The sequence below is a fragment of the Flavisericum labens genome (assembly GCF_045446075.1).
In the GTDB taxonomy this organism is placed as follows: Bacteria; Bacteroidota; Bacteroidia; order Flavobacteriales; family Flavobacteriaceae; genus Flavisericum; species Flavisericum labens.
The window spans coordinates 105,979-131,881 of sequence record NZ_JBJJBQ010000006.1 but is presented as its reverse complement, the minus strand read 5'-3'; the positions used below and the strand labels follow the sequence as shown (position 1 = coordinate 131,881).

At 36.0% G+C, this 25,903-nt stretch carries 24 protein-coding genes; 16 read left to right on the top strand and 8 right to left on the bottom strand.

Features of this window, described 5'->3' with window-relative positions; genetic code table 11:
* Complete coding sequence (locus tag ACIEHO_RS11430; RefSeq protein ID WP_406971781.1) at positions 1-1,581, bottom strand: FMN-binding glutamate synthase family protein; 1,581 nt, start codon at positions 1,579-1,581, stop codon at positions 1-3.
* Positions 1,582-1,722: 141 nt separating this feature from the next.
* Here ACIEHO_RS11430 and ACIEHO_RS11425 point away from each other — a divergent pair, with 141 nt between their 5' ends.
* From ACIEHO_RS11425 to ettA, 4 genes are all read left to right on the top strand, one after another.
* Positions 1,723-4,059, top strand: a complete 2,337-nt coding sequence (locus ACIEHO_RS11425) for an ATP-dependent helicase (protein ID WP_406971779.1) — start codon at positions 1,723-1,725, stop codon at positions 4,057-4,059.
* 5 nt (positions 4,060-4,064) lie between these two features.
* Positions 4,065-4,685: an L-threonylcarbamoyladenylate synthase gene (locus ACIEHO_RS11420; RefSeq protein WP_406971777.1), complete on the top strand. Its 621-nt coding sequence runs from the start codon at positions 4,065-4,067 to the stop codon at positions 4,683-4,685.
* Positions 4,686-4,793: 108 nt separating this feature from the next.
* Positions 4,794-4,976, top strand: a complete 183-nt coding sequence (locus ACIEHO_RS11415; protein WP_406971775.1) for a CAL67264 family membrane protein — start codon at positions 4,794-4,796, stop codon at positions 4,974-4,976.
* Positions 4,977-4,998: 22 nt separating this feature from the next.
* Positions 4,999-6,690, top strand: coding sequence for an energy-dependent translational throttle protein EttA (gene ettA, locus ACIEHO_RS11410; protein ID WP_406971773.1), 1,692 nt, complete (start codon positions 4,999-5,001; stop codon positions 6,688-6,690).
* Positions 6,691-6,724: 34 nt separating this feature from the next.
* Here the strand turns inward: ettA and ACIEHO_RS11405 are convergent, their stop codons facing one another.
* Positions 6,725-6,970 (bottom strand): hypothetical protein, encoded by a 246-nt coding sequence (locus tag ACIEHO_RS11405; RefSeq protein ID WP_406971771.1) that lies wholly within the window; start codon positions 6,968-6,970, stop codon positions 6,725-6,727.
* A gap of 232 nt (positions 6,971-7,202) precedes the next feature.
* On the opposite strand from ACIEHO_RS11405, the gene ACIEHO_RS11400 reads away from it, so the two are divergent.
* The 8 genes from ACIEHO_RS11400 (at position 7,203) to ACIEHO_RS11365 (ending at position 16,707) form a co-directional block, all read left to right on the top strand.
* Positions 7,203-8,546, top strand: a complete 1,344-nt coding sequence (locus ACIEHO_RS11400) for a microtubule-binding protein (protein ID WP_406971769.1) — start codon at positions 7,203-7,205, stop codon at positions 8,544-8,546.
* A gap of 223 nt (positions 8,547-8,769) precedes the next feature.
* Positions 8,770-9,843: a hypothetical protein gene (locus ACIEHO_RS11395; RefSeq protein ID WP_406971767.1), complete on the top strand. Its 1,074-nt coding sequence runs from the start codon at positions 8,770-8,772 to the stop codon at positions 9,841-9,843.
* Between the two features lie 82 nt (positions 9,844-9,925).
* A complete protein-coding gene (locus ACIEHO_RS11390; protein WP_406971765.1) occupies positions 9,926-11,890 on the top strand; it encodes an AAA family ATPase in 1,965 nt (654 codons plus the stop codon).
* Positions 11,880-12,464 carry an NUDIX domain-containing protein gene (locus ACIEHO_RS11385; RefSeq protein WP_406971763.1) on the top strand — a complete coding sequence of 195 codons (585 nt, stop codon included), beginning with the start codon at positions 11,880-11,882 and terminating at the stop codon, positions 12,462-12,464. The genes ACIEHO_RS11390 and ACIEHO_RS11385 overlap by 11 nt, the downstream gene beginning before the upstream one ends.
* Before the next feature lie 122 nt (positions 12,465-12,586).
* Complete coding sequence (locus tag ACIEHO_RS11380; RefSeq protein ID WP_406971761.1) at positions 12,587-13,822, top strand: DUF6638 family protein; 1,236 nt, start codon at positions 12,587-12,589, stop codon at positions 13,820-13,822.
* A gap of 5 nt (positions 13,823-13,827) precedes the next feature.
* Positions 13,828-14,346 carry a hypothetical protein gene (locus ACIEHO_RS11375; RefSeq protein WP_406971759.1) on the top strand — a complete coding sequence of 173 codons (519 nt, stop codon included), beginning with the start codon at positions 13,828-13,830 and terminating at the stop codon, positions 14,344-14,346.
* Positions 14,347-14,463: 117 nt separating this feature from the next.
* Complete coding sequence (locus ACIEHO_RS11370; RefSeq protein ID WP_406971757.1) at positions 14,464-16,158, top strand: hypothetical protein; 1,695 nt, start codon at positions 14,464-14,466, stop codon at positions 16,156-16,158.
* 87 nt (positions 16,159-16,245) lie between these two features.
* On the top strand, positions 16,246-16,707 hold the full coding sequence (locus tag ACIEHO_RS11365) for a hypothetical protein (RefSeq protein ID WP_406971755.1): 462 nt from the start codon (positions 16,246-16,248) through the stop codon (positions 16,705-16,707).
* Between the two features lie 199 nt (positions 16,708-16,906).
* Here ACIEHO_RS11365 and ACIEHO_RS11360 read toward each other — a convergent pair whose 3' ends face one another.
* On the bottom strand, positions 16,907-17,926 hold the full coding sequence (locus ACIEHO_RS11360; RefSeq protein ID WP_406971753.1) for a formimidoylglutamase: 1,020 nt from the start codon (positions 17,924-17,926) through the stop codon (positions 16,907-16,909).
* 109 nt (positions 17,927-18,035) lie between these two features.
* On the opposite strand from ACIEHO_RS11360, the gene ACIEHO_RS11355 reads away from it, so the two are divergent.
* Together ACIEHO_RS11355 and ACIEHO_RS11350 are read left to right on the top strand one after the other, a co-directional pair.
* Entirely contained in the window at positions 18,036-18,920 is an 885-nt protein-coding gene (locus tag ACIEHO_RS11355) for a chromosome partitioning protein ParA (RefSeq protein ID WP_406971751.1), read from the top strand.
* 235 nt (positions 18,921-19,155) lie between these two features.
* Positions 19,156-19,731, top strand: a complete 576-nt coding sequence (locus ACIEHO_RS11350; RefSeq protein ID WP_406971749.1) for a Crp/Fnr family transcriptional regulator — start codon at positions 19,156-19,158, stop codon at positions 19,729-19,731.
* A 170-nt stretch (positions 19,732-19,901) separates the two neighbouring features.
* On the opposite strand, the gene ACIEHO_RS11345 is transcribed toward ACIEHO_RS11350, so the two are convergent.
* The 4 genes from ACIEHO_RS11345 to ACIEHO_RS11330 all read right to left on the bottom strand — a co-directional run bounded on the left by ACIEHO_RS11345 (position 19,902) and on the right by ACIEHO_RS11330 (position 22,837).
* The gene (locus ACIEHO_RS11345) at positions 19,902-20,159 is read right to left on the bottom strand and encodes a DUF6952 family protein (RefSeq protein WP_406971747.1); all 258 of its coding nucleotides are present in this window, start codon (positions 20,157-20,159) and stop codon (positions 19,902-19,904) included.
* A complete protein-coding gene (locus tag ACIEHO_RS11340) occupies positions 20,140-20,454 on the bottom strand; it encodes a thioredoxin family protein (protein WP_406971745.1) in 315 nt (104 codons plus the stop codon). The genes ACIEHO_RS11345 and ACIEHO_RS11340 overlap by 20 nt, the downstream gene beginning before the upstream one ends.
* Positions 20,455-20,523: 69 nt before the next feature.
* Positions 20,524-21,162, bottom strand: coding sequence for a peroxiredoxin (locus ACIEHO_RS11335; protein WP_406971743.1), 639 nt, complete (start codon positions 21,160-21,162; stop codon positions 20,524-20,526).
* A gap of 193 nt (positions 21,163-21,355) precedes the next feature.
* A complete protein-coding gene (locus ACIEHO_RS11330; RefSeq protein ID WP_406971741.1) occupies positions 21,356-22,837 on the bottom strand; it encodes a Na+/H+ antiporter NhaC family protein in 1,482 nt (493 codons plus the stop codon).
* Positions 22,838-22,932: 95 nt separating this feature from the next.
* On the opposite strand from ACIEHO_RS11330, the gene ACIEHO_RS11325 reads away from it, so the two are divergent.
* Positions 22,933-23,955 carry a metal-dependent hydrolase gene (locus ACIEHO_RS11325; protein WP_406971739.1) on the top strand — a complete coding sequence of 341 codons (1,023 nt, stop codon included), beginning with the start codon at positions 22,933-22,935 and terminating at the stop codon, positions 23,953-23,955.
* A gap of 3 nt (positions 23,956-23,958) precedes the next feature.
* Here ACIEHO_RS11325 and ACIEHO_RS11320 read toward each other — a convergent pair whose 3' ends face one another.
* Positions 23,959-25,158, bottom strand: coding sequence for an aminotransferase class I/II-fold pyridoxal phosphate-dependent enzyme (locus ACIEHO_RS11320; protein ID WP_406971737.1), 1,200 nt, complete (start codon positions 25,156-25,158; stop codon positions 23,959-23,961).
* Between the two features lie 152 nt (positions 25,159-25,310).
* Between ACIEHO_RS11320 and ACIEHO_RS11315 the strand changes: the two genes are divergently transcribed.
* Positions 25,311-25,772 (top strand): Lrp/AsnC family transcriptional regulator, encoded by a 462-nt coding sequence (locus ACIEHO_RS11315; RefSeq protein WP_406971735.1) that lies wholly within the window; start codon positions 25,311-25,313, stop codon positions 25,770-25,772.
* The last annotated feature ends 131 nt before the right edge of the window (positions 25,773-25,903 follow it).

Below are 25,903 nucleotides of genomic sequence, written 5' to 3'. Positions count from 1 at the left end.
TTAGGTGTTTTTTAGATGGGTTTCATTTTGTTTACTCCCCAAATATAAACAATCTTTTAAATTTTGCATACCGTTAAAGCGAACCGCTGTTTTCTCGTACATGTAAGTTCGGTTTAATTCCTTTGAAAGATTGTGGTCGTCAACGTTCATTTCTATGTCGCTCATTCTAAATTGACAAGGGTGCTCATAACCTGCGGCGTGCGTTATTTCAACAAGCTCTTTTCTAAACGTTTTAAAATACTGAGCGAGTCGCGCGGATTTTAATGTAGTATCAATACCATTCTGAAGCCATTTGTTTTGTGTAGCTACACCGCTAGGGCAACGGTTTGTATGGCAAACCTGTGCTTGAATACAGCCAATACTCATCATAGCTTCTCTGGCCACATTGATGCAATCGGCACCCATGGCAAAAGCCATAGCGGCTTTAGCTGGAAAGCCTAGCTTACCACTTCCTATAAAAACAATACGTTCGGTTAAACCGTGATTTTGAAATAGTTTATAAAGATCGCTAAACCCATAAACCCAGGGCAGAGAAACATGGTCTGCAAAACTAGGGGGTGCGGCGCCAGTACCGCCTTCACCACCATCAACAGTTATAAAATCTGGGCCTTTACCTGTTTTTAGCATGATGTTAGCGAGTTCTTCCCATTGTTCCAATTTTCCTATGGCTGCTTTTATTCCAACAGGCAGACCTGTGGCTTCAGCGATATCTTCAATGAAATCACTCATTTCTTGAACATTGGAAAAAGCAGAATGATTGGGTGGCGACAATACATCTTTACCTACTTCAACGCCTCTTATCTTTGCGATTTCATGCGATATTTTAGCACCTGGCAAAACCCCTCCTTTTCCGGGCTTCGCACCTTGGGAAAGTTTAACTTCAATAGCTCGTATAAAGGGATTGTCATTAACAAGTTTTATCAATTTTTCCATCGAAAAATTTCCGTTTTCATCGCGAACACCAAAATAGCCTGTTCCGAAGTGAAATATAACATCACCACCATTACTGTGATATGGAGATAGCCCTCCTTCTCCTGTATTATGGTAGGCTCCTGCTATCTTAACGCCTTTGTTTAATGATTCTATGGCTTTTGCCGATAGTGAGCCAAAACTCATGGCAGAAACATTAATTACAGATGCTGGTCTGTATGGTTTCTTTCGTTTATTATATGCGCCCATCACTTTTGCGCAGGGCAAAAAAGTTTTGTCGAACTTATTGGGATGATCTTCTGAAATTTTATATGGTATCATGGCATTGTTCACGAAAATATGCTGGTGCTGGTAAATATCTCTGTCGGTACCAAAACCTTCGTAATTGTTTTCCTTTTTTGCAGACGCGTAAATCCAGCTGCGTTCAATTCTATTGAATGGGAGCTCTTCGCGGTTATTGGCAACAAAATATTGACGCATTTCGGGGCCAATGCTTTCAAGCCAGTAACGCAAGTGTCCAACAATAGGGTAATTATGGCTAATGGTGTGCGCTCTTTGTAAAAATATATCTCGAATGGCAACCACTAATAGAAAAATGATTAACCATCCCCACCAAGGAATGTTTGATAAATAAGTCAGGATCGAATCCATCTTTAATTTAATTAGAGCTTAAATATATTTAAAATATGATAAAGCCAAGGAGGCCTTACTAATTGTTTATAATTATTAATAAATCAACCCAAATAAACGCTCATTATTGGTTAATTTCACGTCTTTAAAATTGATGATGATTTGGAAAAGTATTTAAGCCAGTTAAACGATGCGCAGTTAGAGCCCACCTTACAAATAGATGGCCCTATGATTGTTATTGCAGGGGCGGGTTCTGGGAAAACGCGTGTGCTCACTTACCGGATAGCTCACATGATGAGTAAGGGCATCGACCCATTTAACATTTTATCTTTAACCTTTACCAACAAGGCAGCTCGAGAAATGAAAGAGCGTATTGCTCAAATTGTTGGTGCCAGTGAGGCCAAAAACCTATGGATGGGAACGTTTCACTCTGTGTTTGCAAAAATATTGCGCATTGAAGCGGATAGATTGGGGTACCCTAGCAATTTTACTATTTATGACACACAGGATTCCGATAGGTTGATTCGGGATATCATCAAACAGATGAATCTTGATAAAGACATTTACAAGTATAAACAGGTAAGGTCAAGAATATCCTCGTATAAAAACAGTTTAATTACGGTTCGTGCATATTTTCAAAATCCTGAATTGATTGAGGCAGATACCATGGCCAGAAGACCACGAATGGGCGATATTTACAAAGAATACGTAAATCGATGTTTTAAAGCGGGTGCCATGGATTTTGACGATTTACTCCTAAAAACTAATGAGCTGCTTACTCGTTTCCCAGAGGTACTGGCAAAATATCAAAACAGGTTTAAATATATTTTAGTAGACGAGTATCAAGATACCAACCATTCACAATATTTAATAGTTAGAGCATTGTCAGACAAATTTCAAAATATTTGTGTTGTGGGTGATGATGCGCAGAGTATTTATGCCTTCCGTGGAGCCAACATAAATAATATTCTAAATTTCCAGAAAGATTATGATGATGTAAAGATGTTTAGGCTCGAACAGAATTATCGTTCAACCAAAAATATCGTAAATGCCGCTAATTCTATTATAGATAAAAACCAAACTAAACTTGAAAAGGTAGTTTGGACCGCCAATGACGAAGGAGCTAAAATAAAAGTACACCGCTCACTCACCGATGCAGACGAGGGGCGCTATGTGGCCAGCACCATTTTTGATGATAAAATGAACCACCAGCTTGGCAATAGCGATTTTGCTATTCTATACAGAACAAATGCCCAATCGCGTTCGATTGAGGATGCTTTGCGAAAACGGGATATTCCATATAGAATTTATGGAGGAACATCGTTTTACCAACGTAAGGAAATAAAAGATATGCTGTCGTATTTACGTTTGATTATTAATCCAGCTGATGAAGAGGCATTAAAACGTGTTATTAACTTCCCTCCACGGGGTATTGGCCAAACTACCATAGACAGACTGATAGTGGCTGCAAATGGTTACAACCGAACCATTTTTGAGGTGATGAAAAATATCGATAAAACAGATGTTAAAATCAATTCAGGGATTAAAAACAAACTTCAAAATTTTGTTACTTTAATAGAAAGCTTTCAGGTACTGAACCAAACTGCCGATGTTTTTGAATTGGCGGAACACGTCTCCCGAACCAGTGGATTGATAAAAGAATTCAATAAAGATGGAACGCCTGAAGGTGTGGCCAGAATGGAAAACATTGAAGAGCTTTTAAATGGGATGAAAGACTTTGTTGAAGGGCAAATGGAATTGGCAGATGCTACAGGGTCTTTGGCTGAATTTTTAGAAGATGTAGCTTTGGCTACCGATATGGATAACGATAAGGATGATAGTGATAAAGTAGCACTGATGACTATTCACCTTGCCAAAGGATTGGAGTTTCCGTATGTGTTTATTGTGGGGCTGGAAGAAGATTTGTTTCCTAGTGCCATGAGTATGAATACGCGCAGCGAATTAGAGGAAGAGCGACGTTTGTTTTATGTAGCGTTAACCCGTGCTGAAAAACAAGCCTATCTCACTTATGCTTTATCGCGTTATCGTTGGGGTAAATTGGTAGATTCTGATCCCAGCCGCTTTATTGAAGAAATAGATGAACAGTATTTGGATATTGTGACACCTATAGAAGAACGTCGGATAAACCCAATGCTTTCGGCTGATATATTTGGAGATGTAGAGCAGAACCAAGTGCGTTATAAACCGGCCAAGCAACCCATATTAAAAAAAGGTAAAACAAAAGGTGAACAGGAGAAATTTCAAGTTACAGTTCCTAAAAAACTGAAACCCGTGGCGCAAACCAATGGGAATGGTAAAACGAACTTGTTCGATGGAAAACTTGCCGTTGGAAATACCGTGAAGCATGGAAGATTTGGAACAGGGGAGGTATTAAAAATTGAAGGGGCAGGAGCCGATACTAAAGCCGAAATTAATTTTCAGCACGGTGGGGTTAAAAAGCTATTGTTGCGTTTTGCTAAATTAGAAGTAATAGGTTAAGTCTTATGGCAGATTTTATTAGAATTTACGAAGAAAACCCGAACCCTAAAGAAATTGAAAAGGTTGTTAAGGTTTTAAAACGAGGAGGGTTGATTATTTATCCAACCGATACGGTTTACGGTCTAGGTTGTGATATTACCAATATTAAGGCCTTAGAACGTGTTGCCAGAATGAAAGGCGTAAAACTCGAAAAATCTAATTTCTCGTTCATTTGCCATGATTTAAGTAATTTAAGTGATTACGTAAAACAGATTGACACTTCGGTGTTTAAGATATTAAAACGAGCTCTACCAGGCCCGTATACGTTTATATTACCAGGTTCTAAATCTTTACCCAATCCTTTTAAGAAAAAGAAAACGGTAGGTATCCGCGTGCCTAATAATAATATAGCCTTAGAAATTGTAAAACAACTAGGCAATCCTATTATTTCAACCTCAATTCGTGATGAAGATGAGGTTTTGGAGTATACCACAGACCCCGAACTGATTCTTGAAAAGTGGGATAATTTGGTCGATTTAGTGATTGATGGCGGTTATGGGGGCAATGAGCCTTCTACGGTTATCGATCTATCTGAAGATGAACCCGTCATTGTTCGTGAAGGTAAAGGGGGTTTAGAGATTTTTTAGGATATTTCATTTGATGCGTATAGACGTGCTTAAAAAATGGCTACGACAGTTAAAAATTATGACAAAAACACGATATTTGCGATTAACTAACCAAAAAGAATAAAGATTATGGCAATGAATAAAAATACGGTATTAGCTTGGGCAACTTGGATTATGATTTTTGTAGGTCTCGGATTAATTGCCATGGGGGCTTTCAAGTATCAAGAAGTTGCTGGCTGGGGCTTTGCTTCCGTAGGAGTGGGGTTTTTTGCAATAGCATGGGTATTTAATGCTTTAAAAGGACGTGTTTAATAATTAGGTTTACAAGTAAACAATGAGCGACGATAAAAAGATTATATTTTCAATGTCTGGGGTAACCAAGACATTTCAAAGTGCGAATACACCTGTACTAAAAAATATTTATTTAAGTTTTTTCTACGGGGCTAAAATCGGAATTCTTGGTCTAAATGGATCAGGAAAGTCAACACTATTAAAGATTATTGCTGGTGTTGATAAAAACTATCAGGGTGATGTGGTATTCTCTCAAGATTATTCGGTAGGTTATTTAGAACAAGAACCACTACTTGATGACGAAAAAACGGTCATGGAAGTAGTGCGCGAAGGTGCTGCCGAAACGGTTGCCATTCTTGAAGAATACAATAAAATAAACGATATGTTTGGTTTGGAAGAAGTGTATTCCAATCCAGATAAAATGGAAAAGTTAATGAACCGGCAAGCGGAACTTCAGGATCAAATAGATGCTACTAACGCTTGGGAATTGGATACTAAACTTGAAATTGCCATGGATGCCCTTCGAACTCCGGAAGGCGATAAAAAAATAAGTGTTCTTTCTGGTGGAGAGCGCCGTAGAGTTGCTTTGTGTCGATTGTTGCTTCAAGAACCCGATGTATTGCTTTTAGATGAGCCTACCAACCATTTGGATGCTGAATCGGTACATTGGTTAGAGCACCACTTGGCACAGTACAAGGGTACAGTCATTGCGGTAACGCACGATAGATATTTTCTTGATAATGTAGCGGGTTGGATTTTAGAGTTGGATAGAGGTGAGGGTATCCCGTGGAAAGGGAATTACTCGTCTTGGTTAGACCAAAAATCAAAACGTTTGGCTCAAGAAAGCAAAACGGCTTCAAAACGTCAGAAAACGTTAGAACGTGAGTTGGAATGGGTGCGTCAAGGAGCCAAAGGGCGTCAAACCAAGCAAAAAGCACGTTTAAAAAATTATGATAAGTTGATGAGTCAAGATCAAAAACAACTTGACGAAAAGCTGGAAATATATATCCCAAATGGACCACGACTAGGAACCAACGTTATTGATGCTAAAGGTGTTAGTAAAGCATATGGTGACAAGTTGCTCTATGAAGACTTAAACTTTAATTTGCCACAGGCTGGTATTGTTGGTGTTATTGGTCCTAACGGAGCTGGTAAAACCACTATTTTCAGGATGATAATGGGAGAAGAAACACCAGATAAAGGTGAGTTTGTGGTTGGTGAAACGGCTAAAATCGCTTATGTAGACCAAAGTCATTCGAATATCGATCCGGAAAAATCCATTTGGCAAAATTTTAGTGATGAGCAAGAATTGGTTATGATGGGAGGTCGACAAGTCAATTCAAGAGCGTATTTAAGTCGATTTAATTTCAGCGGAAGCGAACAAAACAAAAAAGTAAAACTTCTTTCTGGAGGTGAACGCAACCGTCTTCATTTGGCTATGACACTGAAAGAAGAGGGTAACGTCTTGCTACTGGATGAGCCTACTAACGACTTGGATGTAAATACACTTCGTGCCTTAGAAGAAGGTTTGGAGAATTTTGCTGGATGTGCGGTAGTGATATCTCACGACCGTTGGTTTTTAGATAGAATCTGCACACATATTTTAGCCTTTGAGGGCAATTCTCAAGTGTATTACTTTGAAGGTGGTTTTTCTGATTACGAGGAAAATAAAAAGAAACGATTGGGTGGCGATATTATGCCAAAAAGAATTAAGTATAAAAAATTAGTAAGATAAAAATTATAAGCGCTCACTGAAAAGTGGGCGTTTTTTAATTGTCGCCACCGTACATATGGCCTTCAGTAAAATCGCGATATGGCTTTTCTTCCTCTTCATCCATTTTTTTATTCATAGCTTCTAATCGTTCATTTTCTTTTTTGAGTTTATAAGATTTTCTTACCCCTAAAAGCAGTAAAACCCCAAAAAAAACACCAACAGTTATTAGAATAGTAGTGGCGGCTGACGCAAAAAACAAAGTCATGTTCTGTAAAGATGGTATAGATAGACTTACAAGCATGTTATAGGCTATGATTGATTAATAGCTGTTCAAATATAGTGTATTTTACCTTTCTAAAACCGAAAAAAGCCACAATATTATCCACCAACTTATCAAAAAAAGTTAAAAATTATTGTAACAAACAAAAACCGTGGCCTACTTATATTTTGAGCATTTAAATTTTGAATTCAAGATTTTTTAACGAAATTGCTTGTCCGTAAATTTGTTCAACTTATAAAATACTAAACACAGCATGTCAGACGATTTTGATTTATTAGAAACCTCATCAAACGAAAAAACCGAAAAAGTGGATGTTAATTGGGGAAAGGCCATTGACACCATGAAATCTAAATTGTCTCAGGAAGACGATCCCGAAGTTAGGCAGAAAATATTGAATGCCACTTTAGATGACGTTGTCGACATGGCAGAAAAAGACAGGACGTCGCTTTTGGATGCTATTAAGGATTTAACCGATTACCAAGATGAGGTAGGTATTATTTTTGAAAAGTTTTCGTCATTAAACGCTACCGAACAAAAAGTTATTGATGATGCCCAGAAAGCATTGGAGCGTGCTAAAATTGAGTTGGAGGATGCCGTGGCAAAACCAGATACCTGGTGGAACAACCTTTGGGGGCGTAAAAGTAAAATAAGAAATGCACAAGAGGAATTGCAAGCTACTGAAAAAACACGTGCGGCTGCCGATAACAAAGCCAAGGCCATGTTTCAGGAGCGCATTGAAAGTGCCGATGTGCAAACCCTATTGAGTGAACTGTCTTATAAATCGCAAGCTGCAGTATCACGATTGAAAAACCGTGAGGTAGAGATTAAGGAAGTTGAAGACAAGTTGCAAGATGCCATTGTTGAGGCCACTAAAAACCATACCAAGGCACTAGAAAAGAAAAAGGAAGTTGAAGCGAAGCTTGAAGAGCAATATGCATTGTTAAAGCAAGCTAGACAGGAGTTGGAAGATATCGCCGATAAACAGTCGGCCGAGTATGCTCAAGCTATTGGAAAGGTTACTAAATTAGAACAAAAGGTGGAAGAGTTGGAAGGTTTAAAAAACGCTTACACTACACTTGCTGCGAGTAAGGATAGTTTTGTTCATAAACATAATTTAACCATTAAAGTGCTTACCTCTTTGCGCAGCAACTTGCAAACACACCGTGCTAAATTAAAGAGTGATACCGAAGAAAGACTGAAATACTACGATGGTTATGTAGTGGCATTAAAAGCCCGAACCGACCAAGAATTCGCTGCTATTTTAGAGCATTTGGGGGTTAAAACCGATGAGCATATAGGAGAAACGTTGGCTGCCATGCATACGGCTAGTGCCAAAGCTCGACAAGATATGATGGATAACATACCGGTTCATGAAAAAGTAATGCAAGGTGTTTACGGCAGCTATGCTGAAGCTTTACAGGAAATAAGAGCAAAGGATGGCGAAATACAAAAGAATTTTGCTGAACGTTACGGTATAGACATGAAAGAGATTTTTGAAGATTACTATAAAGCCGATGCCAACAAACCTTCTGGTGATGATGGTGAGCCGGCCGGAAAACCAAAACCTGAAGCAGGAGAAGACGATTTGTTAAGTTAATTTGGAGACCTCATTGCAAGTAGCTCCTTAAAGCGGCGTCGCAATCTGTTTAAATAAAAAACGAAACTTAAATAGTAAATTGGCTTCGCGTTAGGGATTGAACGGCTTGTTTGAGCTCCCGGACGAAGTAGGAAGCGAGTAGTGAAAGCCCGACCTTTAGGTAACGCCCAGATATTAAATATAAAAACATTAGTGCATTCGTGGCAAAACTGAACACTAAAACATGTCCATAAACCATATAGTTACACCTCTAGACTCCGCCATTCTCGATTCTAAGGAGCAATATGTATTTTATCATAAAATGATAGATTTTGCTTTTAAAGAGTTGATTGTGGCCGTGCAAAGACAAAAACTTTGCAATGAGCAAGAGGTGCTTTTGTTTAAACAATATTGTGATTTACTTTTGTACTCCATTGAAGCTATGCGCATTAAGTATATGTACGATGAAAATGATAATATGAAAGTGGATTTGACGGAGTCTGGTTTTCCTAATTATTTGGAGTTCCGTTATTTGTTTAACGATTTAGAATTGCGCGATGAATACATAGGTAAGCTAACCCCAGTTGCAAAATTGAAAGAAGAGTTTTTGCATACTTTAATGCATAAAAAACAACTGGTTAAAAAAAGCAAATTGTTTCAAGCAGCATCGATTGTTTATTACTCTTCAGTAAATAAACAATATATTTTCAACAGGTTTGTACAGGGGAAGATTTTAAGTGCTCCTGAAGGTTCTGAAGCTGATTTATTAACCAGTTGGAGTTTTTATGATGTATCTCATAATAGACCGTTTATCTGCTTTATGTATTTTAATTATGATGGGTCTCGAATAAATGATTATAAAGATGACATCTACGAGGTTTTAAAAACGGTAGCGGATAGAGAGATGAGCCTTGATGCCATGGCTTATACCATCGATAGGAAATTGCCAAAAGTTTCACCAAAGCTTATAAAGCGCATAGATTTAGGACCTATCCATAACGTGTTTGCAAAAGATGAAAATCGATTGACCCATGCTATTTTAGAAAGCATTGGTAAAAAAGAAATTCCGTTGGAATCATACGCTATTTCTTTTAAGATAGATGAGGTAAAGTCTGAAAATGAATTTAAAGACGGTGGGTTTTTTAGTAAGCAAATATTGCAAAAATGGGATTCTGTGTTTAAACAAAACTATGTGTTTGCTCCCCACAGAATTATACAATTGTTATATAATAAAACTCCTGAATTGATGAACGGTTTGGCTAAAGCACCGATTGAGCTGGCAGAATTAAAAATTGACTTAAAAAACGTAACGTCATAACGAGGAGCATAGCGACATGATTATCTTCTCAATTTTAACAGATTGCCACGTTGCACTCGCAATGACGTAAATATTTAAAACTATGGAGCACAACTCAACATTCCCAATAAAATTATCTGAACTGGACATGCTTCGCGACGAAGCAACATCTTATTTAAAATCTGTACAATGGGAGCAAGGCGCCCGAGCCAAAAACAGAGATAAAGATGCCAAGGACGAGTCAATTTTGTTATACTTATCTAGAGCCAATAACGGCACGAATACTTCTGAAATCACGTCAGTTTCGAAATCCATTTTAGCATTAAAAAAACGCTTGTTGCCAGATTCTGTAGCTATTCCGGTTTATTTGAACCAAGCCCTTTTTGCGGTTCAAGAAGGCATTACTTTAGGCATTTGGATTAAAGATAGCTTTTACGATTCTTCCGGATTGTCAAGCTTAAATGAAAACAAGTCGGCTTTAGATACTAGTGGAAAGCGTGAGTTTGAAAGTAAAATGCACACGGCAACTGCATTTATGTTGTTTTCGTCTGCTTATAAAATTTTATACGATTTAAAACCATTTGCTTCAGATGATTTAAGTGTGATGAAACAAAAATTTGCTGGGATTCCTGAGATGTCCTTTATGTCGCCCATTAAAGGAATTTCGTGTGCTTTATTTTATTATGATAAGTATTTGGGACATCCGGAAATTATTAAGTCAGATAAGGATGTCATTGATTTCACAGTGGTATATTTTGAAGCCTTGATTGATGAGATTCAGTTGCGTAAAAGCACTTTGGAATACACAGAAACTATTGAAGATAGAACTTATAAATTAGAGAAGTCGGAGTTCGCCGTTTCCGGTTGGAACAATGTGTTTCAGGGGACTGCGAAGAGTGTGGAATTCAATAAAATTCAGTTTGAACAAATCGTCGGAAATCGAGATGCGAAGCACTTTGCACGCCGATTGACTGAGCGTTTGTTGAGTTATGATTTTACGGTAAAGAAAAATCCATTTCAAGAATTGGGCGGTTTTATGCCTGTATTTATGGGATATGGAATACCAGGAACGGGAAAAAGTATGTTGATTGCAGCTATTGCTACGCGATTAAAGGAACACTGCGCCACGTTAGATATTCCGTTTTTGTTCCACCCCATGCCAGATACATTAATTTCGACCTTTCAAGGAGGGTCTGCCGAAAAGATGGTAGAATGGATGAAACCCATGCAAGACCCCACAAAACTTATTTTTGCACCGATCGATGATGCTGAAAATAATCTGCAAGAACGTACCGCACAAGGGGTTTCTGCAGGAGTAAAAGAAGTGATTGGTGTGTTTTTGCGTTATACCGAAGGTGCTTATGCAGTAAACTATGGAAATAGTTCTATTGGGCTCTTTACCAATTTACCTGAAATGTTGGATAAGGCGGTGATTTCTCGTGTTCAAGGTCGATTCAAAATTAATGGTGCACGCACCGAACATGATTTTTTAGACCAAGACCATTTGTGGTGGCGTAAACTAGATGACACCATGCCCGATTTTGTAAATATGCAAGGTCCGGAAAATTACAGTTACCTTCAAGACCAAGGTTTGGCAAAAAATATGGGTGAAATTTTAAATGTTGCAAACAAACCAACAGAAGAGCGTGTCCACGATATTTATGATAAAGTTGAAAAACAATTTAAAGCCAATCAGCATTTGTTTTATGCTAATTTATATAAGGATATGCAAGAGGCATTTCCGTTTTTCTCATCGCGCGATGTTCGGAATATTCAAAGTGCAGTTTCATTGCGTTTAACTGATTTTGATTTGGAAGAAGATTGGTTTGAAAACCCAGAAATCTATTTCAAAAAAGATTACGAAACCAAATTCAATATGCTTCAGGAATTGATGCGTGCCAATATGAAAGGATTGGATTTTTCAGAAATTCGTCGTCAGGAAGTGGTACGTTATTTAGACAACGTGGCAACCATAGCAGATACTGATTTTAAGCGAAAAGTAGATGCCCGAGTTAATCAACTTAACATTGATGCTGAGGCCAGAAAAACATTCGAAAATGAACGATAAGCAAATCAAAAATATTGAAAAGACCTTACTTTCAGATAATTATTATATTCTCAATCGGGTAACGTTTGATTATCTAATGAGCAGTGGCCAGTGGGTTAATCAAATGCGTGAGGTTTACGACCGTGGTGATGGCGCAGGAATTCTGCTGTACAATAAGAGTAAAAAAACGGTTATTTTAACAAGACAATTTAGAATGCCAACTTTTATGAATGATAATAGTGATGGTTTTTTGGTAGAGATTGCGGCTGGAATGTTGGACAAAGATAATCCTGAAGCCTGCGTGATTAGGGAAACGGAAGAAGAAGTAGGGTATAGGCTTAGTGAAGTTAAAAAAGTGTATGAAGCGTATTCTTCCCCCGGAGTGATGACCGAAAAAATGCACTTTTTTGTTGGCGCATATACCGATAACATGAAAGTTGATGAAGGCGGAGGATTGGATAGCGAACATGAAGATATTGAGGTCTTGGAATTGCCGTTTGAAAAAGCGATAGACATGCTAAATAATGGTAAAATAGAAGATACGAGAACTATTGTGTTGTTGCAGTATGCACAAATTCATAAATTAGTAGAATAATATTGTCATTCCTGAGAAGGAAGGAATCCACTTAAAAGCAAAAAAATAGGACTGATATTCATGAATTCACGGAAAATAAAAATCAAATAAATAGATTCCTGCCTTCGCAGGAATGACAGAAAATGGACAAACTAAAAGAAGCCAAATTATTTAGGAGTGAATTAATTCCCGTTAGCGGAAAACTAGTTGAGCGTTATAATAAATGCCTATTGAAGCTTGGTTTTACCAAAACCAAACTAAAAACGTTTCATATTGATGGAATGGGTTGGAGTCCTGAAATTGCTCAGGAAAAAGCGGATAATCATTACCTTAATAATGGAGAGGCCAATCCGCATGGTATTATCATTTCACCAGTGCAAAAAGGTAAGCCGGTGTATTTGCCGTTCCATAGTTTTGATAAGGATATGATGAAATTTGCATTTAAAGTCCATGGAGAAAAAATAAAAGACATTACAAGAGATTGTGCCATTTGTTTGGATTTTGATCAAGGCATTGATGCCTTTTATGAACCCTTGGATGTGCTAAAATATGATAAGGTCGCGGTTCGCTTTCATTTAATCAACGATTTGGATAAAATTCAAAAGCAACAGCTAGCTTTGGTCGATACTTTTAGCCAGGGAAATAACTTTATTGATGAAAATTTACATCAACAGCTCTTAGATTCTGCTAAGCAATATGGTGATTTAAGATATCGGGATTTAGAGCTTCATGAGCTTCAATATTCTACAGGTTCTTTTTTTACAAGGTCTTTCGGTGGTGTTTATGTATTGCTTGATTTTATTACCCCCATAGTTGTTTTTGAAAGCAAAAAGTGGCACAAAGAAGCCATAAAAGATACCAGTCATGATGTTTTAATTTACCATGTTCAACAACCCGAACTTATGGATAAATTACGTGACCATGTAATTATTGACTATGACTTAGAAAAAGTTGTTAAAACCAAACGTTACGATCGCATTAAAAAGTTTGAATTAGCCCAATTCTTAAATGAAACAAAGCACCCTCTAAAGGATGTTTTAAACGATCCTATATTATTCAAAAGCTATCTGAATAAATTAGATATTGAACCTCGTAAAAAAGTAATGTGTGTTGAGCGGTATCTGGAGAAAATTGAAGTGAGCAATGAATATAAAATTGCAGATATGGTGGATTTAAAATTTTTTGAGGCCTTGCATCAGCCTCATTCGTCTTTAGAACCTAAACATCAGGATTTAATTTGGAAATTGCTAATTAGCGTTTCGCCAAAAGATGTTTTGTATTGGTATTGGTACGATAAAGAGGCCTTTTATAGCAGTTTTAAAACTTGGAACGAATCATTTAAAGAATGGGTTGTTGAAACAATAAGTAAAAATATTTAAGAATTATGACACTAGAACTAATCATTTTTATAGCATCCATATTATTTGGTGCTTTGATATATTGGCGAGAATCGCAAGGCAATGGATTATATAGATTTTTTAATAAACTTATGTATTCTAAAGATTTACAAATGAAATCAACTGACAAAACAGGCTTTGTGTACCAGCAGAAATTTATAATAAGGTTGGTGTTTATCGGGTTTTTGTTTTTAATAGGTATAGTGGTCACGCGCTTTTTGATTCCTATAGACGTGGCTACCATATCCATTTTTGCATCTATGATTGTTGGTACAATACTAGGTACGTATTTAGCGAATTTTATATTTGAATCAAGCAAAGTGATTGATGAAAAAAGTGACTCTTTGGAAGACATCATGGAAAGCACCATTGAAAAAGGAAAAGATTTTATTGAAGATTTAAAACCAAAGGAAAAAGAAGATGAAAAAATTGAAGAAGTAAAAAAAGGGCCTAAAACTGAGGAAAAGAGTGCCCGAGATCGATTAAAAGACAAAGGGTTGTTGTAAGAACGTCATTACGAGGAGTGAGCGACGAAGTAATCTTTTAAAATTGAAATTCAAAATAATAAAAACAGATTGCCACAACTTTTCTTCAAAAAGTTTCGCAATGACAAAATGTTTAAAATGATAAAAAACTACTGGAAAAAAGGTAAAAAGCAAAAAATAATAACCGTAATTGTTGCGTTGGTTTTATTTATCCTGCTTTTCGTTTTGCGCGACGATTATCAACCGGCCTTGCTGTTTGTTAGAAAATATATTTTCATTGTTCTATTAAGTGCAGCGGTGCTGTTTTTTGGTCTGCGGAAGTTTAGAAATTCGGCAAGTACTGCCGGACGACTTGGTATTCTTGCACTTTTAGTTGTTTTCTTCGGAATTTTATTTGTCATAGGTTGGCACTTCAAAATGTATGAATACATGAAGACCTATAATGTGTTCAATAACTTAATTAAAGTTGAAATAAACGAATTACCATTAACCCAAAATGAGCGAATACAACCTTTAAGGAACATATTTTCAATGGCTAATGAAAGTGTTGGTGAAACTAAAGATGTTTCGTTGCCGCATTTGGTAAGAATTGAAGGCGAAAACAAATGGACCATGGCCATTCAGCCCACTGAAAAATATATGTGGCAGGGCATGACCGATAATACCGAAGAAGTATTTGCTGTTTCAAGCACGACACCCTTTCCCCGGTTTTCTAGTGAAAATAGGATTCCTGTAACATTTTCTATTGGCGAATCTTTAAAATTTAGTCGAAACACTTACAACGCTGTGGTGCAACGTTTTAACTTTTTTCAGTTGTTTACCATGGAGCCCAGCGACACCTATTACATGAAAAATGATAACGGGCAATGGGTAGAAGTAGTGAGCTTAATAAAGTGGAAAGGCTTTTTGTTTCCTTACCCAACCTTTGGTGGGGTTATGGTTATTGATAGTGGTGAGCACAATTTTAACGATTATATCGAACGTATTTTAATCGGCAAGGGAACGTATATAAGTCCGGAGAAAATGAAAAACCATCCGTATTTAACTCGGCAAAATACACTGGCCGAAAAGGTTTCCAGATTGCAGGCGGAATCATTAAAGTTTTTAGGAGGCTTTAGTGACCCTTTACCTTGGAATATGGAAACGGCCGTTAAGATTCCACAAATGCCAAAAGACCAAAATCAGCAACCTTATGTAACCGATTTTGATTTTTCGGATACGGATTTGAATGCCTACAGTGGGCTTTATCATTGGTTTGGATTAGAACCAGTGGGTGAGGAGCGTACCAGTTTAAGTTTTAGTGTATTTGTTCCCGCTGATGGCACAGATAAATTATACTATTATAATCACGCAGCTAAAAAGCAGGGCTATGCAGGTGTTTCAGCCATGCCCTTAAAAGTGCAGGAATCTCGAAAAGAGTATGATTGGACGGCTAATACCCCCGTAGAGTTTAGGCCGTACATTAAAAATATTGCAGGTAAAAAGCGTATGTTTTTTATGGGTACGGTTTCGGCGATTAGTAAAAATAACGCCAATCAGTTTGATGGTTCGGCAACTCCAGATTTAGTATTGGTGGATAGCGAATACCGTGATGTGGTTTGGATAGATGTAAAACACCCTAGCCAATGGGACAAAACTGTTTACGACCAATTACATGAAGCTTGGAGAGCCAGTGAAGGCATTGGGTACTATTTTGTTGAAGAATTAAAAGAAATTGATTTGGCTAAAACCGTTCAGGATTCTATAGGTAAGGTCATTCCCGTAAAAGATGAAAAAACCGAGTTGTTGGAAAAACTCCAAAAACAAATTGATTCTTTGAAGGCATCAAATTAATTGGTTTGCCCATTTAAAGAGTGTAACAATATCTTTTAATTTTAGACCTATATGTAAAGATTTATTATGGGTTACATGGGGTTTGGCATGCAAAAATGGATTTATTCTAGAAGTCCAAAAAAGAGGCTTTTTGAAAAAAGAAGGCTTCCATCTTTTAACGAAATTCCAAAATACAGCCGAACGTTCTCTTTAAAACCTAACAAAAAAGAAAATAAAGAGCTTAATGGTGTGCTAATTGTTTTAATTGTTGTGGGGTTACTATTTGTTGTATTCAGCTCACTAACTAGTTTTAAGCATTATTCAAATCATCATACCAAACAAGTTGCCCAATATAAAAACTACCGAAATACTAAAGCGTTCGAATTTTTAATGGATTCGGGTAAATCTAGATTGCATCAAGGTAGAATTCTAGATGCTTATTCAGAATTTAAATTAGCTCATAAAATTCATCCTAAGGACAAAGAATTGAATGAAATTTTAACTGAAACGTTGAGTATCCTCTGTGATAGAAATAGTCAATTTTGTAAGGAATTAGATGATTTGTTGTAAAGTAAATAAAACATCAACACCAATCAAATATCGCAATGCTTGTAAAGGCTATTGAGGCATGGCCACCTTTGTTAATGATAAGCTTTTCGGGATTGCTTAAAACCTCTTGATTATAAGCTTCAATATAAAAACCGTTTCCAAACATTCTTTATTTAGCTCATAAAAATCTTTTGAGGACGGTTTGTTAAATGAAATAATATCAAAAGTCGTTGGCTTTTATGAAATCTGTTATTAGGTAGGTAATGAGCTTACCTACTTGGTTTGCGGTTTTTTTTGATGGTGCAGCCTCGCAAATATGGAGGTAAATGGCATTTTTATGTTGGGCGAAGTAATTCACAAAACATCTAGCTTGATTAACAGAAAAGCCGCTAGGTGTCATGGCACTACTAGGAATATTTTCTATGGCATCACAGTCCATTTCAATTCCGAAATTAGTATTGGACACATGATTTAAAGCACGCTCCATTTCTTTTTTGAAGCTGATTATTTTCCTGATTTTTAAATCCTCAAATGTATTATAATCGATATTTTCTTCTTTGTCTAATGTGTTAAAAACTTTTTCTGGTGTATAATTTTCATGAAGTCCAAAAACAAAATAGTTTTCTAAAAATCCTTCCGTATAAGCGTAAGTAAATCCATTTCCACTATGGCGTCCTTCTTCAGCTCTAAAATCAGAATGGGCATCGAAGTTTACTACATTTATAGGGTTGGTTATCCCCAGACTTGTTCCCTTAATGTTTCCGTAGGCATTATTATGTCCACCACCAACAATGATGGGCTTTTTTCCTGCAGCAACAATTTGGTAGATAATATGCGACACGTGCACATCAATTTTCTCAACAATTTTTCGAGCTTTTAAAACATCCTTTTTCTTGAAAGGTTTTAATTTTGATATTTTGTTTAACTCTTCAGTAAAGTCTAAATGTCCTAAAATCAAAACGTCTTTGGCTTTTGTATACGAATTGCTCTGAATGTTTAATAAAAATTTAAGTGTGGCTTCCCAAGCAGCATAAGCTCCTGGTTTTCCGTGATTTGCAAATACGCCAACATCTTCGGGAAGACCTAAAATCACATAGGTAACATCCAAATTATAAAGTTGTTCGTATATATTGGAAATGCTGGTTAATATTTGAACGTGTTGACCAAACTTGGATTCACTGGAGCGTTTGTTTATTAATTTATTGCGCAAAGTGTTATTAAATAAAACCAGTTTATCCATGTCAATTCATAAATTGTTTTGAGTAATAAAAATACAGCATTATTTGTTTATGGCATTATAAAATTATAGATTAAAAAAAATTTAACCTTAACACATTAATTAAAAGATTATGGAAAACAACAAGAGTAGCACAGGGCTTAAAGTAGCTTTGGGTATAGCACTGGTTTTATTTTTAGCTACGGGATTTTACACAATGAACCTGTACAAGAAAAGTAACGAAACCAAAAAAGAACTTACCGAAGAAAAAGAGTTGGTAATGAACGATTTAAACGCCATGGCTAAGCAATATGATGAGGCTATTGGAGAAAATGAGATAGCTAACGCCAATTTGTTAGACGCTAGGTCTCGCATTCAAGGATTGATAGACTCATTGAAGATTTCTGAAACCAATGTAAAGAGCTTGTGGAGGTACAAAAGTAAATACATATCACTTCAAAAAGAAATGGATGTGCTGTTGGCTCAAAATGATTCATTAAGAGTTGAAAATTCATATTTGGCAACTTCATTAGACAGTACGCGTGTACGCTTAGAAGAGCGCAGTATTTTTACAGATTCACTTTTGGTGCAAAACAATGCTTTAGCTGAAGTTGTTGAGAATGCAGCTGTATTAAATACGGTAGGTCTTAAAGGTTTTGGTGTTATTGAAAGAACAACTGGCAAGTTAATACCAACGGAAAGAGCTAGAAGAGTTGATAAAATTAGAGTATGTTTTACCGTGGCCAAAAACGCATTGGTTTCTGCAGGAGATCAAGAGCTTTATGTGCAAGTTATTGGTCCGGGTAATAATATTTTAGGATTAAACGAGCAAGTTCAGTTTGGTGAAAAAACATTAAACTACAGTGTTATTAGTAAGTTTAACTATGAAAATTCAAGTCTTAATATATGCGAATTTGTTACCTCAAAAGGTGATAACGATTATAAAGAAGGACGCTATGTTGTAAATGTATTTAACGAAAAAGACTTGGTGTCAACCTCAGAATTTACTCTGAAGTAAATTATATATTCACTTAAGCTTTAAAAAGCCCCGAACAATATTGTTCGGGGCTTTTTATTTATAAGATATTGATTGTTGTATATACAACTAAACTAGTTTATTCGTAAATTAGAGATAAATTTTAATTAGAATATTAAAAGATGTTATTTTTGCATAATAAAATGTTTTTTAGTCTGAAAGATATCTCTAAAAATTCTATTGCATTTTATAGAACCAACCCATAACCCAATAAAGAATGAATAGTAGCTTTGAATTTTTAAATTCCATTGGAGATGTTTCAGAAGATTTGTTTAGAGAATTACAAGAAATAAGTGAGTTAAAAAAAATTCCATCAGGAACGCAAGTTGTTAAGTTGCATGAAGTTCCGAACAAAGTTTATTTATTGGTTTCTGGAGTTATACGTTGTTACTTGTGCTCAGAATCCGGAAAAGAATATAATAAAAGCTTCTACTTTTCTACATCATTTATGGGGTCACTAACTGCTTTGGTTAAAAATAAACCTTCTGCATTTGTTTTTGAATCCATTACGGAATGTGAGCTTTATGAGGTGGATTTCGGAAAGCTAATGGAGCTATACCAAAGTAACGATGTTCTCAAAACATTTTATAGTAAAGTTTTAGAAATGACTTATATACAATATGAAAAGCGTTTGGTAGATTTAATATCGCTTGATGCGACAGGGCGTTATTTAGAACTTAAAAAACAAAATCCAGATATTGATAGTTTGGTTTCTCAATACCATATTGCATCATATTTAGGAATAACTCCTGTGCAATTAAGCAGAATAAGAAAGAAAATAGGAGGCGATTAACATTTGTTATTTATTTATAGCTACCAAAGATATATATTTGACTCCATTTCCTTTGATTGAAACTTTTAAACAAGAAAGGATTGATAGCTAACCAACCAAAAAAACAGGTAAATAAATTTACCTGTTTTTTTATTGATTATATTCCAAAGCTTTAGGTTGTTATAAAAACATTATTTATCAATAGAACCCATTACTCTTGACATAAAAGTGTTTAAAGCTTCTTTTTTAGGCATACCGTCCTTGGTCATTTTGTTAACTTCCAAAGCACCATACATGTTTGAAATAAGTTCGCCAATAAGATCGAGTTCTTCATCCTTTAAAGAAGAGACTTCTGTTAAAGCCTCTAACGTTTCGATGGTTTCGATGATAAAATCTTCGTCGTTTTCTTCAATAAACTGTGTTAAGTGTTTAATTACCGGTAACTTCATTTACTAAATCTTTTAGAACATCAAACTTATTGGTTTGAACTTGGCTAACAAAGGTGCCGTTTTTAAACGTAGCGAACGTGGGTAAGTTGTCTACTGTAGCCAATTTACGAGATTCTGGGAATTTTTCAGCATCAGCTATTACAAAAGAAGTACCTTCATTTTCGGAAGCTAGTTTTTTAAACTTAGGCTTCATGATTCTGCAGTTACCGCACCAAGCAGCCGAAAACTGAACAACAACCAAATCGTTGCTTGAAACGATTTCACCTAAACTATCTTTTTCTAATTCTTGCAACATAGTTTTTTTATTTTGAAATGCCATTGCCAAACCATGCATTAAGTTGATTAGGCAATGGCTGTTAATTTCTTAGTGACTTGCTAAATACTCAGCAGTAGCTTTGGCATTGGCGTTCATAGCCTCTTTACCTTCTTCCCAGTTTGCTGGGCATACTTCACCTTTTTCTTGTACATGAGTTAAGGCGTCAACTAAACGAATGTATTCGTTTACGTTTCTTCCTAAAGGCATGTTGTTGATGCTCTCGTGTTGCACAACACCGTCTTCATCAATTATATAAGTAGCTCTATAAGTTACATTATCACCTTCAACTTGCACTGTTCCGGTAGCCTCATCAAAAGTTTCGTTAGTAATATCCAAAATATCTAAAATATTAGATAAGTTTCTGTTGCTATCTGCAATGATTGGGTAAGTTACGCCTTCAATACCGCCGTTGTCTTTTGAAGTGCTTAACCACGCAAAGTGAACTTCTGGAGTATCGCAAGAAGCTCCAATAACAATAGTATTTCGTTTTTCAAACTCTGGCAATGCTGCTTGAAATGCGTGTAGTTCTGTTGGACAAACAAAAGTGAAATCTTTTGGGTACCAAAACAATACTACTTTTTTCTTGTTATCTCTTGCTGCTTCAAGAACATTTAATTTAAAAGTGTCGCCCATTTCGTTCATTGCGTCAACGTTTAAATCTGGAAATTTTTTTCCTACTAGTGCCATATTTTAATTATTTTTTTAATTATTAATTTGAAGCAAATCTAGAAGAATAAAAGAGTTGACAAGATAAAGTTTGATTATAAAATTTTATACGACAATAAGGATTACGAATGGATATAAGAAAATAGGTTTTGCTTTATTAATACCACAAAAAATAGCTATTAAAACTAAGGAATTAGAAGATTTTTGCTTGAAATCATGAGAATGCTTTAGAGCTAGGTAGTTGCTTAATTTTAATTTGAAAAGCAGCAAAGAAAAGTGTGGTAATTGGGCTTAACCAATTGAAGATGGCATACATAAAATATTCACCAACACCAACGCCTAGAACACTTGACTGGTATGCCCCGCAACCATTCCAAGGGATTAAAACAGAAGTTACAGTTCCAGAGTCTTCCAAAGTTCTACTTAAATTTTCAGGAGCCAGACCTTTGTCATCAAATGCCTGTTTGAACATTTTTCCAGGAATTACAATAGCCAAGTACTGATCGGAGGCAATAACGTTTAATCCAAAACAGCTTAATACTGTACTAGCAAAAAGACCAAAAATAGAAGAAGCAATTGAAAGTAGTGCTTTGGTTATTCTGGCTAATGCGCCAATGCCATCCATAATACCGCCAAATACCATGGCACAAATAATAAGATAGATGGTCCATAGCATACCGTTCATTCCGCCTGACGAAAAAAGTTCGTTCAGTTTTTCGTTATCAGTTGCTATTTGGGTCTCAGTTAGTATGGAAGTAAATACAGAGTTGATTTTGGTTTCCCCCAGATTAGTCAATACATCAGATTGAAAAATAAAAGAGAAATTTACCGCTAACAAAACACCTGTCGCTAACGCAACCAAAGGTTTAGTTTTTATCAATATTAGGGCAATTACGGCTAAGGGAACCACAAAAAGCCAGGGTGTAATATTGAAGCTTGCTTTTATAGAAGTCAATAAATTGGTTATATCTACATTTCCGGCCGATTCTCCCATTGCACTTAAAATTCCAAATGCTACTAATGTGATTAAAATAGAGGGAACTGTTGTTATGGTCATGTAGCGAATGTGCGTAAAAAGGTCTGTTCCGGCGATGGCAGGAGCAAGGTTGGTAGTATCACTTAATGGTGACATTTTATCTCCAAAATAGGCACCAGAAATAACTGCCCCAGCAATCATTCCATTGTTTACACCCAAAGCGGTTCCAATTCCTACCAAAGCAATCCCAACTGTTGCCGAAGTTGTCCAAGAACTTCCAGTAGCAATAGAAATAATAGAGCAAATAATAACACAGGTTGGTAAAAATATAGTTGGACTTAAAACTTGCAAACCGTAATAAACCATGGCTGGAATAACACCACTAATTAACCATGTGCCTGCCAAAGCACCAACCAGAAGTAAAATTACAATGGGGATAAAAACACTTTTAAGGTTTTCCCAAACTTCGGTAAGTATTCTATGAATTGAAACTTTATTAAAAAAACCAACTACCGCAGCCACTAAGCCTCCAATAAGTAGAATGATTTGATTGGTATATGTTCCTAGCCATTCTTGTCCTTCAACTAAAAAAATGTTATAGGCTAAGAACCCCATTAGTATCATCACTGGAATCAACGCTTCCCAAATATTTAGCTCTGTGTTTTCAATAACATTTTGCTTGTCAGATTTAAATTCAGAAATGTTTTTACCGTTTTCCATTCAATAAATTTTGGTTATGTAATGTTACAACTTTCCCGTAATGTATGCAAATAGCGGCAGTTGTGTACATTTACATTTTGTAATTTAGCATTCAAATGGATTCATTAACTCAAATTGTTTTAGGAGCGGCCTGTGGCGAAGCTGTCTTAGGAAAAAGAATAGGCAATAAAGCTTTGTTGTTTGGTGCTATAGGTGGCACGATACCAGATTTGGACGTATATGTTGGTAATCTGCTTTACGGGAACGAAATTGATGTTATGTTGTTCCACAGAGGATTTATGCATTCTATTTTGTTCGCTGTTTTAGCGGCCTTCATACTTGGATGGGGTATTTTTAAACTTTATGATTCTGGTAAACGATTTGGTGCCACAACTAAGTGGGATTGGATTAGCTTATTTTTTTGGTCGTTATTTACTCATCTTATTCTTGATTGTTTCACGCCATACGGAACCCAACTTTTTTCACCATTCAGCAATTATAGAGTCGCCTTAAATAATATTGCTGTTGCAGATTCCGCCTATACTTTGCCCTTTTTAATTTGTATGATAGTGTTGATGTTTTTTAACCGAACATCAATTAAAAGGAGACTTTGTCTAAAACTCGGACTGGGAATAAGTACTGCATATTTATTGTTTACTATTGGCAACAAACTTTATGTGGATTTGATTTTTAGAAAATCAATTAAAGAGCAAGGGATTGAAATTTATCGTTTTTCGACGCAGCCCACTATTTTCAACAATGTTTTATGGTACGCTATTGCAGAAACAAAAGATGCTTATTTTGTAGCCGATTATTCTTTAATGGACCGAAAAAACCAGTTTTCGAATTTCAGGAAAATACCAAAACATCATGACTTGCTTCAAGAAGAATACAATGATATTAAAAACTTAGCTTGGTTTAGCAATCAATATTTTAGCGTTCATAAAATTAATGAAAGTGAATACCGTTATAATGATTTGCGCTACCCGCTTTTAGATAGTACGGACTCTAACAGTTCAGTGTTTAGTATGTTACTTTTTGTTGAAGATAGTCGATTGGACATGGAACCATTTGAACCTAAATTTGAAAATATAGAAACGGTTTTGTCTGCGTTATGGGAGCGTGTTAAAGGTGTTTAGACGTTATAGAATATTTAGTTCCCTCATACATTGGTTCATCATCTGGTAGGTGCGTTCAATATCTGCATCCAGTCCTATTGAAAATCGAATTAGTCCGTCGCTTAGACCCATTTCCTTTTGCTCATGTTCAGGAATTTCAGAAGAGGTAGAGCTTCCTGGCGCACTAAACAAGGTTTTGTAAAATCCAAGACTTACAGCCAAATATCCTAAATTTCTGTGTTGCATTAGTTCCATGAGTTCATTGGCTTTTTCCAAAGAGCCGACATCAATGGTGAGCATGCCACCAAAACCATATTCATCATTCATCATTTTTTTAAATTGTTGATGCGATGGATGCGATTTTAAACCAGGATAAACGGTTTTTAAACCGTTGGATTCAAATTTTTTTGCTAAGTACAAAGCATTATTGCTATGTTGTTGTATCCTAATATGAAGTGTTCTTAAGTTTTTCAAAATAGAGGCTGCTCTAAGGCTATCCATGGTAGAACCTAAAAGCATCGAAGCCCCGTCATTAACATTTCGAAGTTGGTCAATAAAATCTTGTGTGCCACAAACCACGCCGCTAACGGTGTCGCTAGAGCCATTTATAAATTTGGTTAGACTATGGATGGTTACATGGGCGCCTAAAACTGAAGGAGAGATGGATAATGGCGAAAACGTATTGTCTACCACCAACTTTAAGTTATGTTTTTTAGCAAGATTGGATAATGCTGTAATATTGGCAACTTCCAAAAGCGGGTTACTAACAGATTCGCAGTATAAAACCTTGGTGTTTGTAGTTATGGCGGCTTCAACATCATCTAAATTTGTAATGTCAACAAATGTAGTTTCAATATTAAATCTCGTGGTAAAATTTTTTAAAAATGCATAAGTACCACCATAAATGGTCCTGCTTGAAATCACATGGTCGCCCGCACCACATAATTGCAAAATTACGGCAGTTATGGCGCCCATTCCTGAGGCAAAAACACTGGCTGTTTCGGTATTTTCCATGGCTGCTAAGGCTTGCCCCAAATATAGATTTGAGGGCGAAGAATGACGCGAGTACAAATAACAGCCATCGGCGTTGCCTTCAAAAGTGTCAAACATCGTTTTTGCCGATAAAAAGGTGTATGTTGATGAATCTGAAATAGATGGGTTAACCCCTCCAAATTCACCGAAATACTGTAAGTCTTGTATATGATTTGCTGGTTTGTATGTCATAGCGGCTTAATTTGTTTAAAATTACATTTAATTAGTTTTATAATCAATCCGTATGAATAATTATGGATAATAAATCTAACTATTTAATTATTATTAGAATATTTATTTATAATTTTATTTGATAAGTGTTTAAACATGAAAAATTTTCAATTATGATATTTGATGCTACCGACAAAAAATTATTAGAATATTTGCAGGCCGATAGTAAACAAACTACTAAAGAATTGTCGATTAAATTGAACCTTTCGGTAACTGCTGTTTACGAACGCGTTAAGAAACTGGAAAGAGAAGGCTACATAGAAGGTTATACAGTGCTTGTAAACAAAGAAAAAATCAATAAAAATTTTGTGGTATTTTGCAATGTTAAATTACTGCAGCATAGCCAAGAGTATGTAATTAGTTTCGAGAGAGAAGTTAAGAGGTTAAATGAGGTTTTAGAATGTTACCATATTAGTGGCGATTACGACTATTTGCTCAAGGTTTTGGTAAGCGATATGGCTGCGTTTCGTGAGTTTATGGTGAAAAAATTAACTAACATAAGTCATATTGGGAGTACGCACAGTATGTTCGTCATTAACGCAGTAAAGCATACTACAGTAATTAGTTTTTCATGAGGTCAATTCGATTTAAAACAATAGAATTTTCGATACTTTATATTCTGGTGCCGGCTAGTTTTGTAATCAACTATCCGAATGATATAAAACTTGTTATTGGGTGTTTAGGCTTTCTGTATATCACATATGTT

What these genes read in the sequence shown, in the direction of transcription:
- ACIEHO_RS11430 (WP_406971781.1), bottom strand. Translation starts at nt 1,581, where the DNA reads ATGGATTCGATCCTGACTTATTTATCAAACATTCCTTGGTGGGGATGG.
- ACIEHO_RS11420 (WP_406971777.1), top strand. Translation starts at nt 4,065, where the DNA reads ATGGCAGATTTTATTAGAATTTACGAAGAAAACCCGAACCCTAAAGAA.
- ACIEHO_RS11415 (WP_406971775.1), top strand. Translation starts at nt 4,794, where the DNA reads ATGGCAATGAATAAAAATACGGTATTAGCTTGGGCAACTTGGATTATG.
- ettA (WP_406971773.1), top strand. Translation starts at nt 4,999, where the DNA reads ATGAGCGACGATAAAAAGATTATATTTTCAATGTCTGGGGTAACCAAG.
- ACIEHO_RS11405 (WP_406971771.1), bottom strand. Translation starts at nt 6,970, where the DNA reads ATGCTTGTAAGTCTATCTATACCATCTTTACAGAACATGACTTTGTTT.
- ACIEHO_RS11400 (WP_406971769.1), top strand. Translation starts at nt 7,203, where the DNA reads ATGTCAGACGATTTTGATTTATTAGAAACCTCATCAAACGAAAAAACC.
- ACIEHO_RS11395 (WP_406971767.1), top strand. Translation starts at nt 8,770, where the DNA reads ATGTCCATAAACCATATAGTTACACCTCTAGACTCCGCCATTCTCGAT.
- ACIEHO_RS11390 (WP_406971765.1), top strand. Translation starts at nt 9,926, where the DNA reads ATGGAGCACAACTCAACATTCCCAATAAAATTATCTGAACTGGACATG.
- ACIEHO_RS11385 (WP_406971763.1), top strand. Translation starts at nt 11,880, where the DNA reads ATGAACGATAAGCAAATCAAAAATATTGAAAAGACCTTACTTTCAGAT.
- ACIEHO_RS11380 (WP_406971761.1), top strand. Translation starts at nt 12,587, where the DNA reads ATGGACAAACTAAAAGAAGCCAAATTATTTAGGAGTGAATTAATTCCC.
- ACIEHO_RS11375 (WP_406971759.1), top strand. Translation starts at nt 13,828, where the DNA reads ATGACACTAGAACTAATCATTTTTATAGCATCCATATTATTTGGTGCT.
- ACIEHO_RS11370 (WP_406971757.1), top strand. Translation starts at nt 14,464, where the DNA reads ATGATAAAAAACTACTGGAAAAAAGGTAAAAAGCAAAAAATAATAACC.
- ACIEHO_RS11365 (WP_406971755.1), top strand. Translation starts at nt 16,246, where the DNA reads ATGCAAAAATGGATTTATTCTAGAAGTCCAAAAAAGAGGCTTTTTGAA.
- ACIEHO_RS11360 (WP_406971753.1), bottom strand. Translation starts at nt 17,926, where the DNA reads ATGGATAAACTGGTTTTATTTAATAACACTTTGCGCAATAAATTAATA.
- ACIEHO_RS11355 (WP_406971751.1), top strand. Translation starts at nt 18,036, where the DNA reads ATGGAAAACAACAAGAGTAGCACAGGGCTTAAAGTAGCTTTGGGTATA.
- ACIEHO_RS11350 (WP_406971749.1), top strand. Translation starts at nt 19,156, where the DNA reads ATGAATAGTAGCTTTGAATTTTTAAATTCCATTGGAGATGTTTCAGAA.
- ACIEHO_RS11345 (WP_406971747.1), bottom strand. Translation starts at nt 20,159, where the DNA reads ATGAAGTTACCGGTAATTAAACACTTAACACAGTTTATTGAAGAAAAC.
- ACIEHO_RS11340 (WP_406971745.1), bottom strand. Translation starts at nt 20,454, where the DNA reads ATGTTGCAAGAATTAGAAAAAGATAGTTTAGGTGAAATCGTTTCAAGC.
- ACIEHO_RS11335 (WP_406971743.1), bottom strand. Translation starts at nt 21,162, where the DNA reads ATGGCACTAGTAGGAAAAAAATTTCCAGATTTAAACGTTGACGCAATG.
- ACIEHO_RS11330 (WP_406971741.1), bottom strand. Translation starts at nt 22,837, where the DNA reads ATGGAAAACGGTAAAAACATTTCTGAATTTAAATCTGACAAGCAAAAT.
- ACIEHO_RS11325 (WP_406971739.1), top strand. Translation starts at nt 22,933, where the DNA reads ATGGATTCATTAACTCAAATTGTTTTAGGAGCGGCCTGTGGCGAAGCT.
- ACIEHO_RS11320 (WP_406971737.1), bottom strand. Translation starts at nt 25,158, where the DNA reads ATGACATACAAACCAGCAAATCATATACAAGACTTACAGTATTTCGGT.
- ACIEHO_RS11315 (WP_406971735.1), top strand. Translation starts at nt 25,311, where the DNA reads ATGATATTTGATGCTACCGACAAAAAATTATTAGAATATTTGCAGGCC.